Here is a 13,940-nt window from a genome sequence, read left to right as displayed (position 1 = left end):
CCGTGTTCGGCCGTGGCCACTCGCTTGACCTCGGGACTCGTGGTGTCGTGCACCTCCACCACACCGTTCTCACCGCGCAGTGTCGTCGGATCCGGTGATCAACTGTCTGCGCCCAGCACATCGCGGGGCCAGCACCTTCCCCGCTTCAATGCTCTCTAAGGTTGAGATCGCGCCAAGAAGTTCGCGATGGCCAGCCCAAGTGTCATGAAGCCAGCGAAGCTCCCTGCGCCTACGAGTATCGCGAGGGCAGTAGGAGTACCCCCGACCCAGGCTAGGCCGCCCCCGACAACAGATGCGACGAGACTTGCGGTGGCGATGATAGCCACCCAGATGCCCTGCTTACTCTCCATTTGTGATCTCCTGTCGTGGCAGATGGTGCTCTGACCCTGGCGAACGGCACCAGGAGGCCGGTCTCTTGGGGCGCAAGCGCTTTGCGCACGTGTAGGCCCCAAGTAGTTAAGCGCCTGAAACTTCGGTGTTGTTTGCCTCGGAGAAACTGCTGGTGCCAGCTCAAGACCGACCTAATGGCGTAGATAATTCACTGTGAGTACGACATTTTGGTGATTCTTGGAGACGTGGCCGCCGATGATTGCGCTTCCCTCCCAGTCAGGATTGGTTCGTGACCAGTCGACGTTGTGCAGCGGCGCGAGCCGGGGCTTCCAGTCTTCTTGATCAAGGGATCTACGAAGCAGGGTGCTCTCGGGATAGCCCTGGCGCATCGAGTGCGACTCCCTGCGCATGTAGGCGCTGCTTGCTTCTCTCGAGGCGGACAGAGATCGTCTCCGCGCCTCTTCCCAGGCCCGGATAAGATCATTTATGCCATCCCAGCAGCCCCGCGACAGAAGTCCGCTGGTCCTAGCCGCTGCCCAGTTTCAGCCCTTGAAGGAGGGCACTCATCGCCGAGTACAGACCCGCTGAGCGTGAAGAGCTTGCGTCAATCGAACTGAAAGGTTGCTGCTCTCCATCTCAACGAAGTTGTGGAACACCGAGCACCTCAGCGTAGAAGTGCGAGGCCATGGAACCAACGGACCGGCCCGCACCTCCTGGCGCTTGGTCTGCCACCCTCACGAACCGTAGGCGGTTAGCACAGAAAAGACGTAATCATCAGGGTCAAGAACACGCCACTCGGAGCGCGCGTAGGAGCCATATCGATCACTCACCGTAAAGCTACCTGCAGGCGGGGGTTGCAGGCCGGTCCCAGTACCGGGTCCCACGGGCGCTCGCATGGATGGTTGTTGTGGTTCAACTGGCGTCTACCCTGGCTGCCGTGCGGGCAGTACGGCTCGATCCGTGTGGCGAAAGGACCGCTTCGGGATATCCTGTTGAGACCAGGCGTGTTGCACCGGCATAGCGAGGGAGAAGTCCAATGGACATATCGTCCCTAATGACGGCGGGCTACAGTGTTTATAAACCACCTCCTCTCGACAATATTGACTGTCCAGATCTACGGAGTATTGACGATCACGCGAGACATCTGAAACGCGTATTTAACGCCATCGCACCAACGCCTGATCTTCTCGAAGAGAACATTTCGATGCAGGCATTTACTAATGAATGGATGCGAATTCAGCAATGGCTTGAGATGGCCGCTGGACTTCGATTCGTTGATATTGAACGCTTCGAGGACGACGGCTCAACATGGCTTTGTGGCAGCGCAGTACGCTACAACGACGCTCACAACAACATCGCCAGCGACTGGGCGACGGAACAAATTAGATTGCATTATGTGTGGAGTGCGATTGAGCGCCTGTTGAAGGTAATACGCCTTCCATCGATCCCGAGGGAAACCGCATACGACCGCCGATATATTCGTGCAGCCAAATACTTAACTCAGAGAGTTCCTACCACGCAACTTCCTGTGCACTATAACTGCACCTTGCGCCATCTTCGTAAACACGTTATGCAGGACTCCGACCTAACATCGGTGCGCCGCATGTTCGAAGCAACCCCCATACGGTCTGAGGCAGCAATGCTGCTTGCGGCCGGAAACGCTATGCGAAATATCCCTGCCCATGGCGATGGAACGGTACCCGAGCCAGAGGACTGGAGCGAGGAACCAATCGAAGGGCAAGACCGTCTCGCTCTCCCATACGTTCTTCACGCACCTAGGGTGGCTACCCGTGGTCTTCTATTGAGTCTCCAAATGCTAGTAACTCAAATCGCCACCGAAAATAGCACGGAGAACTGGAGCATGCCAGAGCCAGGCTGGTGGATACAAAGCGATGGCGTATGGAGGCGCGATATATCGCCCAGCTCGAAACAACTGCTTGCCACTGCGCATCTAAAGCCGCCGGCCTCTGACGACGAATGGGATGAAGAGTCGGACTACGACTAAACATTCATTGCTGATCGCCTTCGGCGCGTTCCCCCACCGCCATCCCGTTTGCCGTCGACCCACCGCGGAGCGGCAGCGGGCCGGCGGCGGAGACGCAAGCCCGGCCTGGCGTGTCCCTTCGCCTGGGCTGCTTCCACGGTCATGAGGCGCCAACGGTCACAGCCGGGCTTGCGGCGGAGGAGTCGGGCTGCTGGGCTTGCCTGGGTCGATGGCAGACGGGATGGGCTTCCACGTCAGCCACTCCGTCACCGGCACACGCGTGCGACGCCATCCCGGAGCCGGAGCGCCCCCGCCGGAGGCACGCAGTAAGGCTAGCCCGGTGACTGCTCCAGCGTGCGCTGACCAGCTCGGCCCCGTGAGCAGAACCGTGCGCCTCCTCAAAGCGGCCCTGTCCTCGTCCGCGCCAGCCGACCGGCGTTCTGCGGGTCGGGCATGGAGCCCGAGTGGAGTGCCCGGCCTGCGCCGAGTCGGCGGCGCGTGCGGCCCGGTCAGGGCCGCTTTAAGTATGTAGAGAAAGTTCTCACAGGCCGCATAGTTACCGCCCTTTAGGCATGCCTACTTGGCTGGCCAGAGCGGCAAGGTCAGGTAGCTCTATTACTTCGACTCCGTGTTGCTGGAGCAGTTCGACTCCTTGGCAATCTGCCACGAATAGGCTGGGCTCTCTCCACGCGATCACCACGCGGTGGATGCCGGCAGCCAGGATGAGTTCCGAGCATGTTGTTGGACGCGACTTCCGCATTGAGCAAGGCTCAAGGCTGCTGTATAGCGTTGCACCGTCCAAGGACGTTTCGCCAACTTTGGAGAGCGCTGATTCTTCGGCGTGCACGTGGAGGTCAGTGTCTCGCGAGTATCCACTTGCAACTTCCCGCCCATCCTTGTCAACGATGATCGCACCGACGGAGAAAGCCGTGGAGGATGGCGGACAATTCTTAGCGAGATCGATTGCTCGCACCATCCACTGGCGATCAGAGTCCGTGGCCTGACTAGGATTCATGAGGTGAAGTCTCCAGAGGAGTGCTTCGGCAAGTAGCGGATCAAGACGACATCATCAACGGATTTGACTTCCGCGACCTTCATCCTGTGGGCGGTTCCGCCAGGAAAGACGCCATCGTTGACGAAGCGGGGAGCCTTCGAGTCCCCGACGAAGATTGGTGCAATCGCAAGGTGTATCTCGTCGGCGAGGCCCTGAGTGAGGAACTGCGTATGGACGGTGCTTCCACCCTCGACCATGAGGTGGCGCACTCCACGTGACCCTAGGTCGTCAAGCATGGCTGGCAGGCTAAGAGTAGGTCCAGCGCCAACGACACTGGCGAGGTCGCCCAAGTTCGCCTGGAGCTTCGGCACCGTCGAGTCCGGACAGTAGATCGCTTTTTCGCCACCGTGGTGCCAAAATTTCAGATTGCGATCCAGGTCGCCAGTGGTAGTGATGGTCACTTTGAGCGGATACGGCGGTAGTCCCTGCTCAACACGTCGAGCGCGTCGCGCCTCGGAGTTGACGAGTAAACGCGGATTGTCCTTGCGCATAGTGGTGGCACCGATAAGGATGGCGTCGCTCTGGGCGCGCACCTCGTCCACTCGGTCGAAGTCGGCAGTGTTGGAAAGCAGCAACCGGTCAGGGCTGGTGTCATCGATGTAACCGTCTACGGAGACAGCGCAGCTCAGCAGTACATACGGGCGCGGAGACAAGAGTGATCGTCCTTCGTGTGTGGGTGCGGTGGGCTTATGCCTGGTGGGCTACAAGCTCATCGAACGTATTACGGAACTCGGAGACGGCGGGAACGCTTCCCCAGCGCTCCAACTGGCCGTCCAACCTGGTGAGTTCGGTAATGATGCGAGCGGAGCCTGTGGCCTGCGCGATGCCAAGGGCCTGGAGGCCGACAGCGGCGGCCTGCTCGGCCTCCTTCGCTCCCGCGTGGGCGAGCGACTCTCTGGCGAGATAGACACCTCGGTCACGGTGGTAGCCGGAGGGCAACTGCCTGATCGCCTTCTGGAAGCCTTCGGCTGCACGCTTGTGGTCGCCGAGGACGTAGCAACTCCGCGCTCGGTGGATGTCTACATAGGACGAATCCATCCAAGTGCCCCAGACTCCTGGGAATGCGGGATCGAGGCCGGACAGCAGTGCTTGGGCATCGTCAAGGGCGCGAGCTGCTGCTGTGGGGTCCTTCTGCAACGCGTGGCCGTACGCGACGTACGTGGCGGCGATCGCTCCAAGCTTGGTGTCCGGGCGGGCCTGGGCCCTCGCCGCCGTCGAGACTCCGACTGCGGTCATGGCGTCGCCCATGTCGCCTGCGAGCTGTCCCTTACGCGCAAGAATGTACGTGGTGATGTCGGCATCGCCGGTCGCGTACGACCACTCAAGGGCCCTGTCGAGCCAGTATCTCGAAGCCTGGAAGTTGCCTGCGTCGTGGTGCAGCCATCCGCAGAACTCGGCGTACTGCGTCTGGATGTAAAGCAGATCGCGTCCGTCGGTGCCGCCGTGGACTTGGCGGAGCTGCTGGATGGCGCCGATCTGGGCTTCCACGGTTGGAATCGTGCGCAGTGGTCCCAACAGGTTGTCGTTGTCGATGAGGACCTGGCGCAGTTGGCGGAAGTGTTCCGCGGGATTGAGGTCTGGAGCTACGCCTACCAGAGGTACTGATCCGGCTTGCGCGACAGCCGGCGGTCCGGCGATGGACGCCGTAACAGCGCTAAGACCCAGGCCGCTGAAGAACGTACGGCGGGGCAGAGTCACGAAGATGATCCCTCCGTCTGAAGTGCGGCAGGGGACAGTGACCCCTGTCTCCTCCGACTCTGCTTGCGGATGAGCCGTTGTGGCCAGCACCTGACTTGTGTTGGCCACATGGTCAGGCAGATTGGCCACATGACCGGGGTGACGAACGTCATTCGGGTCGGGGTCGACAAGATTCCAGAGTCGAAGAAGCGCCCCGCTTGCGTTGAGTTCGCGATCTACGGTTTCAGCTAGTTCGCGTGGAGGCTTCCGTTCGCCTCGTTCGATGCGAGCCAAGTAGCTGGGGTTATAACGAATAAGTTCACCCATTTTGGCCAGTGAGAGACCCCGGCGATCACGCCACGCCCGTAGCTCGGAACCCCAGAGGTGCAAGGGAGAGCGGTCGGGCGTCAGCTCTTTCCTGGGCTGCCCCATGTTGCCTCCGTGAGGTCAATGTGGTCATCCTCCTTGGCCACTTCGAAAGTATCCCTGAATTCGAGAAGAAGCGCCAACCTCGAAACATGGGAATTCGCGCCACAAGGGCGCGGCCCTCGATTCGGAGGTGAGCTCGTGAAGCTCCTCATCGACGTCACCGGCAAGTCGTTCATGGTGACGAAGGAGGCGGTCGAGAAGGCCGACCAGAACGGGCGTCAGAAGTCCGAGCGGGAGACCGGCCGACCGATGTGGGTCACGCAGGTCATGGCGCTGGACGAGACGGGCGGCGAGATGATCAACGTCACCACGGCCGGAGAAAGGCCCACGGTGAGCGTTGGTTCCCAGGTCGCCCTGTTCAAGCTGGAGGCTCTGCCTTGGGCGACCAACGGTCGCAACGGCGTGGCCTACCGCGCGGCTGACATCAAGCCCGCTGGTGCTCCGGCCAGCAAGTAGACCGCAGTCCTTACCTCAGTACGCGTTGCCCAGCGGCAACTCGATGCAAGGGGAGATTCGCTCCTACATCGCCCCTGCAATGTCGGGCGCTGATCGGCTCAATTCGTTGAGCCGATCTCGCTCCTCTTCCCACTGCATTGGGACGGAGATCAATCGTCATGAACACAAGCCCGAACACCGCAACTCGGTACATGTATCTCATGACCGTACTCATCGGCAGCACGCAAGCCACTGCCTCCGGCACCATCGACGTCCAGCCCGGGACGAGCCGGCTGAGTGTCTTCACGCACATCATCGAAAACTGCGTTAAGCGCGAGCTCGGCGTAGATGAGCTGAGCATTCTGTACTTCAGCCTCGAACTCGACACCCTTTAGAGGTCGCACCTTTTCAGGTGTGCAGACGAAAAAGAATAAGCGGGACCGTTTCAGCTCCTACACGTCACGGTCCCGCTCTCAACCCCGCCCCTCGCCAGGAGGAGGAGAGTCATGTCAAAGCGTACCCTCGGGACGCATCGAACCAACAGAGGTGGCTACGGTCGTCGCGGCAACTCCGTCACCGTTATTCAGACCAACGTTCAGCACAGCTACCTTCGCACCGCGAAGATCACCTTCGGCGTGGTCTTGGCGGTCGTCGGCATTTTCGCCGCCATCATCTCCACCTACTACCTGCCCCCACTCGCCGCTGTTCCGATCGGCTTCGCGGCCGGCACCATCATCGGCGGGCTCATCGCTTCCATCATCGCCATCTGGCCCGTTCTTCGGGCTATCTGGTGGTGGCTGCCGGAAATCACCCTCGTCCTGCTGGTGGTCGGCGGCTGGGTGTACCTCCAAGAGCAGACGAACGCTCTCATCACCGGCGCCGCTTACGCCAGCGTGATCGCTGGTTGCAGCCTCGTACCCCCTTCTCGTCGGTACACGATCTCACTGCTGTGGTGCATGATCGTCCGGCATCGCCTGCGTACGTGCTTCGCTTCCTTCCTCCCCACCGACCGGCACGGCCGCCTGCCGTTCATCGGTCTGGCCAAGCCCATCCCGGTGGGTGAGCGCGTCTGGGTCTGGCTGCGTCCGGGCCTGTCGCCTGATCAGATCGAATCCCAGCTCGGCAGAATCGCTGTCGCCTGCTGGGCCGCCTCGGTCACCGTGACCAAGGCCCGACCTTCCAACTCCGCCGTCATCTACCTGGACATCAAACGTCGCGATGTCCTCGGCGGCCTGGTCGGCTCCCCTCTCACGGAGGACCTGCCGACTGACGTTCCGGCCGTTACCCGGCCGATCGCCCCCGTTCCGGCTCAGCTCGACCTGGCTGACGTGCCGGACATCGACGACACCGACCCTGCCGAGCGTCCAGCCCGGAAGAACGGCCGGCCCCCGGCCGTCACTGGCGGCTCTACCAAGGCCGTCACGGACAACCCTGACCTCGACTGGATCTGACGCGTCGTCCGCTACCGGGAGACCTTCGCACTGCCCTCCCGGTAGCACCTCTCACCTTCGCCTGAACCGTAAGAGGTGACGCTGCCATGCACGCGGCTCTTTCCGAACTCCAGGCCACGATCCCGGTAGCGCCGTCAATGTCCATGTTCGACCCGGTGTTCATCGGGATCAACGAATTCGGCAACCCGGTCTACCTCGACCTGGTCTATCACAACCTGCTGGACGCTGGAGAACCCGGCGGCGGCAAGTCCGTACTGATCCAAAACCTCGTCGGGCACGCCTTCCTGTGCCACGACTTCACCCCGGTCCTGCTCGACCCCAAATGGGTCGAACTCGGGATGTGGATGGAAGCCGCCGAAGCAACCGGCGGCGTCTTCGTCGGCCCCGACATCGACAAGGGTCTTCGTGTCCTGCGGCGTCTGCAAAAGGTCATGGACCGCCGCTACGCCTGGCTGGTCGCCCACGGCCGACGCAAGTTCCAGTCCAGCGATGCCATCAAGGTCATCGGCGTCTTCATCGATGAACTCGCCTACTACACCGCCACCATCGGCACCCCCGAGCAGCAGAAAGAGTTCATCGCGCTCGTACGTGACCTGGTCGCACGGGGCCGTGCCTGCGCCATGCCAGTGATCGCAGCCACCCAACGCCCGAGTGTGGACATCATCCCCACCTCGCTGCGCGACCTGTTCGGCTACCGGGCAGCCTTCCGCTGCACCACCCCCAACAGCTCCGACATCATCCTCGGCCACGGCTGGGCCTCGGCTGGCTTCAACGCCCAAGCCATCAGCCCGGAAACCCCCGGCGTCTTCTACCTCATCGCCGAAGGCGGCATCCCTCATCTGGTCAAAGCCGCCTACCTCACTGACGGGCAAATCCACCAGCTCGTCGACTACGTCACCTGGGTCCGCCGGCATGGCGACCAGGCCCCCGTACCTCTCGCTGCCTGAACGGAGAACTGACCATGTCCAACGACCGTGACGCGGTCCCGGCCCCGAACGAGGTGCCCTGGCCCGACGCACCTCCCGCTGAGCACAACGTGGAAAGGCTGCCTCTGTGCTGCATCGAGTGCAGCAACAGCAGTTTCGCTCAGATCACCATCACTACCGGCCGGGGCCGTGAGGGCGCCCTGGAATGCACCTGGTGCGGGGAGGTGTACCTCGGTGTCCGATGAGGCGAACAACCGCATCGCCTGGCTGGAAAGCCCGTCCACCGTCCAGCACACGCGCTGGTACGACCAGCTCAGCCGCCCGGCCACATGGTGCCTGCCCATGTTCTGGCTCAAGAACGACATCGACAACGGCGAGGAACTGACCGCGATGACGGTTCCGGTCTCCGCCTACGACGACCCTCAGTGGAGGTCGCTGTGATCCACAAGGCTTATCGCTCCAACGGCACTCCTGACTTCCGCAACTGGACTGCCCAGTGCGACAACCAGTGTCCGAACACCGTCGCCCTGATCGAGGCGACCCAGGCCGGCTGGTTTGTCGGCCACCGCGAGAACGGGCGTGTCTACTGCCCGGCTTGCATCGAGGTCCTTGCCATGGGCCTTGTCTCCTGGGTTCTGGCCTGCCCCATCTGCCAGTCCTCGCGTCTCATCATCGGCACCGACAGCCGTGGCGTCCCCGAGTACGTCCTGTGCAACGGAGAGTGTCGCTCCGCTTACTTGACCGCTCACGGCTGGCACTGCGCCTGCTGCGGTGACCCCATCGGTCTGCCTGACGGCACCGACTGATCACACGCGCGAGGGCCGGACCTCTCGCCAAAGACTTCCGGCCCTCGCCTCTCAGATCCCACTCCGCGCGACCAAGCAAAGGAGCAGAACCGTCATGCACTCTATCCCCGCCTCGGGTGCCCGGATACCGCAGCTCGAACGGCTCAATGCCACCCCCGGAACCCGTGTCGTCTTCTACGACCCCACCGGCAGCCAGTACGGGCTGCCCACCTACCCATGGAAGTGGGCCCCTAAGAACCTGAAGACTCGGCGTCAACTCGCCGCCCTCGGCCTGCGCCCCGGCGGACAAGCCCCCGTCGCCCAGATCCTGTGGCGCAAAGGTGGCCGCTTCGCCTACCTCTACGACATCGCCCACGCACTGCCCAAGCGCAAGCCTTCTCGCAAGCAACTGGACACGCTCGACAAAGCCCAGCGCGTACGTCGTATGAAGCGGAGCGCCTCATGAGCCGCTCCGTTGAGACCCCCGACTACGCCGCGTTCCTCAAGAGGATCATCCGCGCCTATAGCAAGCGCATCGCCGAAGGCGACATCGAAGCCCTCGCTGACCTCGCCGGCGTCGTCGCCGAACTCGACCACGCCATCGCCCAGGCCGTCACGCAGTTCCGTGCCCAACACGGCTACTCCTGGGCAGACATCGCCCGCCCTCTCGGCATTACCCGCCAAGCCGCTCAACAGCGCTGGGGCGGTGAACGTCCATGAACATCGGGACCGTCTACCTGCTGCACTTCGAACGGCCCTACAAACACGCCCGCCACTACATCGGCTGGACCCCCGGCGACTTGAACCGCCGTTTGCGCCAGCACCGCAACGGCACTGGTGCCCGCCTCATGGCCGTCGTCACCGCTGAAGGCATCGACTTCGTCGTCGCCCGCGTCTGGACCGGTGGTCGCAACCTCGAACGTTCTCTGAAACGGCGTGGCGGAGCCTCACGCTGCTGCCCCTTATGCGGGGTCACCCCGCGTGTCACCGGCTGGGACGTGCCCAGCTCCGAGCGTGTTCTCACCACCGACACCGTCATTCCGTACGGCATCAACGTCGTGCCTGCCATCTGCGCGTGCAACCGCGTGACTCACCACGCGGCCTCACTCCTGGCAACGGCCTCCATCACCTGCCTCGACTGCCACCAACCCGTCGTCCCCCAACACGACGTCTCGGAGGAACGCCATGTCCTCACCCACTAACCGGGCCGAACGTGTCGAATCTGGCGTCCAGCTCGTCATCCTGCTCCTGGTCGGTCTCATGGCCGGAGCCGCCTCCTTCACTCATGTCCACGACTGGACCATGGCCAACAGTCCCGAAGGAACCGGCGAATGGTTCGGCTGGGCTAACGCCGTCATCTCCGAACTAACCCCCACCGCCTCCGGCCTGGAGGTCCGGCGACGTAAGCGCAACGGTCAGCCCATCGTCTACCCGATGATCGTCCTCATCGCCTCCGCCGGCCTGTCCATCGCGGCCCAGATCGCCGTCGCCGAGCCCCACCCGGTTGGTTGGCTGATCGCCGCCATTCCCGCTCTGGCCTTCCTCGCTCTCACCAAACTCGTGCTCTCACGCACCCCCACCGCAACCTCATCGACGACCATCACGGTTCCCGTGCCGAGTCCTGAGCCGGAAGCCACGGCTGAACCTGCGGAAACGCCCCTCGCTCCTGAGCACCAGGACGCCACGCATACCGACCGCACCTTCCAGGAGCAGGCTCCGGCCTTGCCGGTCCTACAGCTGTCCACCCCCGTCCTGGAAGGACGGCACTGACGTATGCCTCTCCAGCTCGACATCGCTTCGGCGCTGGCTCTCACCTCCGGGACCACTTCTCCGGTCTCGGGGGTGGGGGCGAACACCGAAGCTTCCTTCACGCACGAACTGCGCCAGCATGTTCGCACCGCACTGGAACGCGCTGCACGCTCCGATTACCCGGCCTGGCTCGGCCACGTCGAGTCAGCCGCGGCTTGCACCCGTCCCATACTGCTGCGCGGCAACTTGGCCACCGTCGACACGCGCACCGGCGAAATCCTCAGCGTCCGGCACACCTCCACCCTGCCGGACGGGGTCATTTACAAAGCGTGCGGCAACCGCCGTCACACCGTCTGCCCTGCCTGCGCCACCACCTACCAGCACGACGCCTATCACCTCGTGCGCGCCGGACTCGTAGGCGGCAAGACTGTCCCTGACACCGTTCGCACCCATCCGGCCGTGTTCGCCACCCTCACCGCCCCCTCGTTCGGGCTCGTCCACACTCGCAACGTGCGTCACTGCTCCTGCCGTAACAAGACGCGCTGTACTTGTCGCCCTTCTCCTTGCCACGCCCGCCGCGACAGCCCCGTCTGCCCGCACGGGAGACCACTGGCTTGCTGGCAGCGCCACTCCCCCGGTGACGAGCAACTTGGCCGGCCTTTGTGCTCCGACTGCTACGACTACGCCCACCATGTCGTGTGGAACCACTGCGCGGGAGAACTCTGGCGCCGCACCAAGCAACATGCCGAGCGACACCTCAACCAGCTTGCTCGGCGACTCGGCCTGTCCAGAGTCCGGCTCTCACACGGCAAAGCAGCCGAATACCAGGCCCGTGGTGCCGTCCACTTTCACATCCTGCTTCGCCTGGATGGCGTTGACCCTGACCTGCCCGACGCCATCGTTCCGCCCCCGCCCGGCATCACCACCGACGACATCACCGCTGCCGTCACCCAAGCCGCCACCGTTATCACCTACGCCACCTCCGCTCACCCCGACCAGCCCGAAGGCTGGCACATCGCGTGGGGGCACCAACACGAGGTCCGGCCCATCACCCTGTCGGCCTCCGGCGACGCCCTCGACGACCAAGCCGTAGCCGCTTATCTGGCCAAGTACTCCACCAAGGGCACCGAAGCCACCGGCCACGCCTCCCGGCGGTTGACCACCGACACCATCGGCCTGTACGCCAACCCGGAAGGCAGTCACCCCGAACGGCTGATCGCCGCCGCCTGGAGCCTCGGTCACCCTCCAGAATGGAGAGGACTGCGCAGGTGGGCGCACATGCTCGGCTTCGGCGGACACTTCCTCACCAAAGCCCGCCGCTACTCGATCACCTTCGGCTCCATCCGCGAACAACGAGCCGCCTACAGACGCGCACACGCCCTCAACAGAAGCCACCCAGGGTCAGAGGGACACCCGGAAACAGCGCCATTTCAGCGTCAAGCCATCCTTGACAGCAAAACCGAGGAAACGACCCTGGTCATCGGATTCCTCACCTATGCAGGCACCGGCTGGCACACGACCGGTGACCAACTCCTCGCCAACACGGCAGCGGCCCAAGCCCGCGAACGCACCCGAGCAGGACGCGAAGAACTCGCCCACCAACAGGCATGTAGTTCGTCCGCATCGCTCGCCGCCTGACCAACCTCAGAACGCGAACGGAGCACCAACATGTCCACCTCGGTTCCATCTCCCAGCGGGGCAACGACCGTGCCGTTGCTCTATAAGCCTGAGGAGGTCGCAGTCCAGCTCCGGATCAGCCGGACCAAGGTCTACGCGCTGCTTCGGAGTGGAGCCATCCGCTCGATCAAAATCGACGGCTGCCGTCGCATCTCGGCCACCGCGCTCGTGGAGTACGTCGCGCAGCTCGAAGGACGGGCGGCATGAGCAAGGAAGACCTCGACTATTCGCTCTACTTCGACGCCAGCAAGAACGCCTGGGTCGCCGCCGTGTCCCTCGGCTTCGACGGAGCCGGCCGTCGTGTCCGCCGTAAGGTGTCCGCAGTTCTCCCCCGCAGGTGGCAGGACGTTCCTGTCGATGAGCAGCGAGCCCAAGCCGTCAAGCTCCTGAACCCCAAGGTCAAGAAGCTCCGCGACGAGGCCGACAAGGGCATCAAGACCAGGGCCAACTACCGGGTCAGCGACGCCGTGGACGACTTCCTTGTTCACGGGCTCAAAGGCCGCAGTCCCGGCACGATCACTCACGCCCGCTCCATGGCTGAGAACCAGATCAAGCCGAAGATCGGCAACTACCGGCTCAAGGACCTTCGGGCTGAACACGTTGATCTCTGGCTCGATGAACTCGCCAGTACCTTAGCCACCAAGACGATCGTCCAAGTGCACAACCTGCTGACGCGTGTGATCCGTATGGCCGAGAAACGGGAACTCGTCGGCCGCAACGTCTCGGCCCTGTGTGAGACACCGCGCGGGCAGGAAGGACGGCCGAGCACGTCCCTCACGCTGGACCAGGCCGTCGCGCTCCTCAAGGCATGTGAGGGCGAGACGTTCGGCGCGTACGTCATCACCTCACTCCTCACCGGCATCCGGCCCGAGGAGGCGCGCAAGCTCCTCTGGGATGCCGTGGACCTGGACGGCAAACCGCCGGCCATCTCGGTCCTGCGCGCCGACCGGGTCGGCGGAGACACTAAGACCAAGAAGTCACGTCGGGCGCTCGCCCTGCCGGCCCTCGTGGTCGAGGAACTGAAGCGGCATCGCGTCCGTCAGGCCACGCAACGGCACGCGGCCGGTGAGGCGTGGCAGGAACATGGCCTGGTCTTCACCCGCGACGACGGGACCTTGCTCGACCCCATGCGCGTGCTGCGTGGCCTACGCGTGATCACCAGGAAGGCCGGCATCGGTGGCCGCTGGAAGGTTCGGGAGCTCCGGCACTCGTTCGTCTCGATCCTGAGCGACGGGAACGTGTCGGTTGAGCGCATCGCCGATCTCGTCGGGCACTCGACGCCCAGCACGACGCAGACCGTCTACCGGCACCAGATCAGGCCGGTCATCGTCCATGGTGCCGAAGCCATGGACGCGGTCTTCGGGAGCGGTGACCAGGCTGGGTAGTGGCTCCCCTGTTGGCTCCCGGAACGACTCAGGCCCCCGGTCCTCGATCTACGAGAGG

The 13,940-nt window shown here is 63.2% G+C and carries 18 protein-coding genes; 14 read left to right on the top strand and 4 right to left on the bottom strand.

Going from position 1 to position 13,940, the window contains the following annotated elements:
• Nucleotides 1-521 precede the first annotated feature (521 nt).
• Complete coding sequence (locus ACBI99_RS37825; protein ID WP_375074709.1) at nt 522-818, bottom strand: DNA sulfur modification protein DndB; 297 nt, start codon at nt 816-818, stop codon at nt 522-524.
• A 548-nt stretch (nt 819-1,366) separates the two neighbouring features.
• On the opposite strand from ACBI99_RS37825, the gene ACBI99_RS37820 reads away from it, so the two are divergent.
• On the top strand, nt 1,367-2,335 hold the full coding sequence (locus ACBI99_RS37820) for a hypothetical protein (RefSeq protein WP_375074676.1): 969 nt from the start codon (nt 1,367-1,369) through the stop codon (nt 2,333-2,335).
• Between the two features lie 535 nt (nt 2,336-2,870).
• On the opposite strand, the gene ACBI99_RS37815 is transcribed toward ACBI99_RS37820, so the two are convergent.
• Genes ACBI99_RS37815 through ACBI99_RS37805 form a run of 3 tightly spaced genes read right to left on the bottom strand, consistent with a single transcriptional unit; the run spans nt 2,871 to nt 5,477 of the window.
• Nucleotides 2,871-3,290, bottom strand: coding sequence for a deaminase (locus tag ACBI99_RS37815; RefSeq protein WP_375074708.1), 420 nt, complete (start codon nt 3,288-3,290; stop codon nt 2,871-2,873).
• A gap of 35 nt (nt 3,291-3,325) precedes the next feature.
• Entirely contained in the window at nt 3,326-4,021 is a 696-nt protein-coding gene (locus ACBI99_RS37810; RefSeq protein WP_375074675.1) for a RibD family protein, read from the bottom strand.
• A 34-nt stretch (nt 4,022-4,055) separates the two neighbouring features.
• On the bottom strand, nt 4,056-5,477 hold the full coding sequence (locus tag ACBI99_RS37805) for a helix-turn-helix domain-containing protein (protein WP_375074674.1): 1,422 nt from the start codon (nt 5,475-5,477) through the stop codon (nt 4,056-4,058).
• A 135-nt stretch (nt 5,478-5,612) separates the two neighbouring features.
• Between ACBI99_RS37805 and ACBI99_RS37800 the strand changes: the two genes are divergently transcribed.
• The 13 genes from ACBI99_RS37800 (at nt 5,613) to ACBI99_RS37740 (ending at nt 13,882) form a co-directional block, all read left to right on the top strand.
• Nucleotides 5,613-5,930, top strand: a complete 318-nt coding sequence (locus ACBI99_RS37800) for a hypothetical protein (RefSeq protein WP_375074673.1) — start codon at nt 5,613-5,615, stop codon at nt 5,928-5,930.
• 200 nt (nt 5,931-6,130) lie between these two features.
• A complete protein-coding gene (locus ACBI99_RS37795) occupies nt 6,131-6,304 on the top strand; it encodes a hypothetical protein (protein WP_375074672.1) in 174 nt (57 codons plus the stop codon).
• A 111-nt stretch (nt 6,305-6,415) separates the two neighbouring features.
• On the top strand, nt 6,416-7,360 hold the full coding sequence (locus ACBI99_RS37790) for a hypothetical protein (protein ID WP_375074671.1): 945 nt from the start codon (nt 6,416-6,418) through the stop codon (nt 7,358-7,360).
• Between the two features lie 86 nt (nt 7,361-7,446).
• On the top strand, nt 7,447-8,307 hold the full coding sequence (locus ACBI99_RS37785; RefSeq protein ID WP_375074670.1) for an FtsK/SpoIIIE domain-containing protein: 861 nt from the start codon (nt 7,447-7,449) through the stop codon (nt 8,305-8,307).
• Nucleotides 8,308-8,520: 213 nt separating this feature from the next.
• Nucleotides 8,521-8,727, top strand: coding sequence for a hypothetical protein (locus ACBI99_RS37780; protein ID WP_375074669.1), 207 nt, complete (start codon nt 8,521-8,523; stop codon nt 8,725-8,727).
• Nucleotides 8,724-9,092 carry a hypothetical protein gene (locus ACBI99_RS37775; RefSeq protein WP_375074668.1) on the top strand — a complete coding sequence of 123 codons (369 nt, stop codon included), beginning with the start codon at nt 8,724-8,726 and terminating at the stop codon, nt 9,090-9,092. The genes ACBI99_RS37780 and ACBI99_RS37775 overlap by 4 nt, the downstream gene beginning before the upstream one ends.
• Before the next feature lie 94 nt (nt 9,093-9,186).
• Entirely contained in the window at nt 9,187-9,537 is a 351-nt protein-coding gene (locus ACBI99_RS37770) for an RRQRL motif-containing zinc-binding protein (RefSeq protein WP_375074667.1), read from the top strand.
• The gene (locus ACBI99_RS37765) at nt 9,534-9,791 is read left to right on the top strand and encodes a hypothetical protein (RefSeq protein ID WP_375074666.1); all 258 of its coding nucleotides are present in this window, start codon (nt 9,534-9,536) and stop codon (nt 9,789-9,791) included. The genes ACBI99_RS37770 and ACBI99_RS37765 overlap by 4 nt, the downstream gene beginning before the upstream one ends.
• Nucleotides 9,788-10,273, top strand: a complete 486-nt coding sequence (locus ACBI99_RS37760) for a hypothetical protein (protein ID WP_375074665.1) — start codon at nt 9,788-9,790, stop codon at nt 10,271-10,273. Before ACBI99_RS37765 ends, ACBI99_RS37760 begins: the two co-directional genes overlap by 4 nt.
• Nucleotides 10,257-10,841 carry a hypothetical protein gene (locus ACBI99_RS37755; RefSeq protein ID WP_375074664.1) on the top strand — a complete coding sequence of 195 codons (585 nt, stop codon included), beginning with the start codon at nt 10,257-10,259 and terminating at the stop codon, nt 10,839-10,841. Before ACBI99_RS37760 ends, ACBI99_RS37755 begins: the two co-directional genes overlap by 17 nt.
• Before the next feature lie 3 nt (nt 10,842-10,844).
• Nucleotides 10,845-12,458: a replication initiator gene (locus tag ACBI99_RS37750; protein WP_375074663.1), complete on the top strand. Its 1,614-nt coding sequence runs from the start codon at nt 10,845-10,847 to the stop codon at nt 12,456-12,458.
• Nucleotides 12,459-12,488: 30 nt separating this feature from the next.
• On the top strand, nt 12,489-12,704 hold the full coding sequence (locus ACBI99_RS37745) for a helix-turn-helix domain-containing protein (RefSeq protein WP_375074662.1): 216 nt from the start codon (nt 12,489-12,491) through the stop codon (nt 12,702-12,704).
• On the top strand, nt 12,701-13,882 hold the full coding sequence (locus ACBI99_RS37740; RefSeq protein ID WP_375074661.1) for a tyrosine-type recombinase/integrase: 1,182 nt from the start codon (nt 12,701-12,703) through the stop codon (nt 13,880-13,882). Before ACBI99_RS37745 ends, ACBI99_RS37740 begins: the two co-directional genes overlap by 4 nt.
• The last annotated feature ends 58 nt before the right edge of the window (nt 13,883-13,940 follow it).

Origin of the sequence: Nonomuraea sp. ATR24 (genome assembly GCF_041950485.1) — a bacterium.
GTDB classification, from domain to species: Bacteria; Actinomycetota; Actinomycetes; order Streptosporangiales; family Streptosporangiaceae; genus Nonomuraea; species Nonomuraea ceibae.
Note: the sequence above shows the minus strand (reverse complement) of the source record. Positions and strands in the feature narration are given on the sequence as shown.

Bases quoted from the DNA above. Each gene is read 5' to 3' on its own strand.
- ACBI99_RS37820 (WP_375074676.1), top strand. From the start codon at position 1,367: ATGGACATATCGTCCCTAATGACGGCGGGCTACAGTGTTTATAAACCA.
- ACBI99_RS37765 (WP_375074666.1), top strand. From the start codon at position 9,534: ATGAGCCGCTCCGTTGAGACCCCCGACTACGCCGCGTTCCTCAAGAGG.
- ACBI99_RS37745 (WP_375074662.1), top strand. From the start codon at position 12,489: ATGTCCACCTCGGTTCCATCTCCCAGCGGGGCAACGACCGTGCCGTTG.
- ACBI99_RS37790 (WP_375074671.1), top strand. From the start codon at position 6,416: ATGTCAAAGCGTACCCTCGGGACGCATCGAACCAACAGAGGTGGCTAC.
- ACBI99_RS37785 (WP_375074670.1), top strand. From the start codon at position 7,447: ATGCACGCGGCTCTTTCCGAACTCCAGGCCACGATCCCGGTAGCGCCG.
- ACBI99_RS37750 (WP_375074663.1), top strand. From the start codon at position 10,845: ATGCCTCTCCAGCTCGACATCGCTTCGGCGCTGGCTCTCACCTCCGGG.
- ACBI99_RS37760 (WP_375074665.1), top strand. From the start codon at position 9,788: ATGAACATCGGGACCGTCTACCTGCTGCACTTCGAACGGCCCTACAAA.
- ACBI99_RS37755 (WP_375074664.1), top strand. From the start codon at position 10,257: ATGTCCTCACCCACTAACCGGGCCGAACGTGTCGAATCTGGCGTCCAG.
- ACBI99_RS37815 (WP_375074708.1), bottom strand. From the start codon at position 3,290: ATGGTGCGAGCAATCGATCTCGCTAAGAATTGTCCGCCATCCTCCACG.
- ACBI99_RS37805 (WP_375074674.1), bottom strand. From the start codon at position 5,477: ATGGGGCAGCCCAGGAAAGAGCTGACGCCCGACCGCTCTCCCTTGCAC.
- ACBI99_RS37740 (WP_375074661.1), top strand. From the start codon at position 12,701: ATGAGCAAGGAAGACCTCGACTATTCGCTCTACTTCGACGCCAGCAAG.
- ACBI99_RS37770 (WP_375074667.1), top strand. From the start codon at position 9,187: ATGCACTCTATCCCCGCCTCGGGTGCCCGGATACCGCAGCTCGAACGG.
- ACBI99_RS37795 (WP_375074672.1), top strand. From the start codon at position 6,131: ATGACCGTACTCATCGGCAGCACGCAAGCCACTGCCTCCGGCACCATC.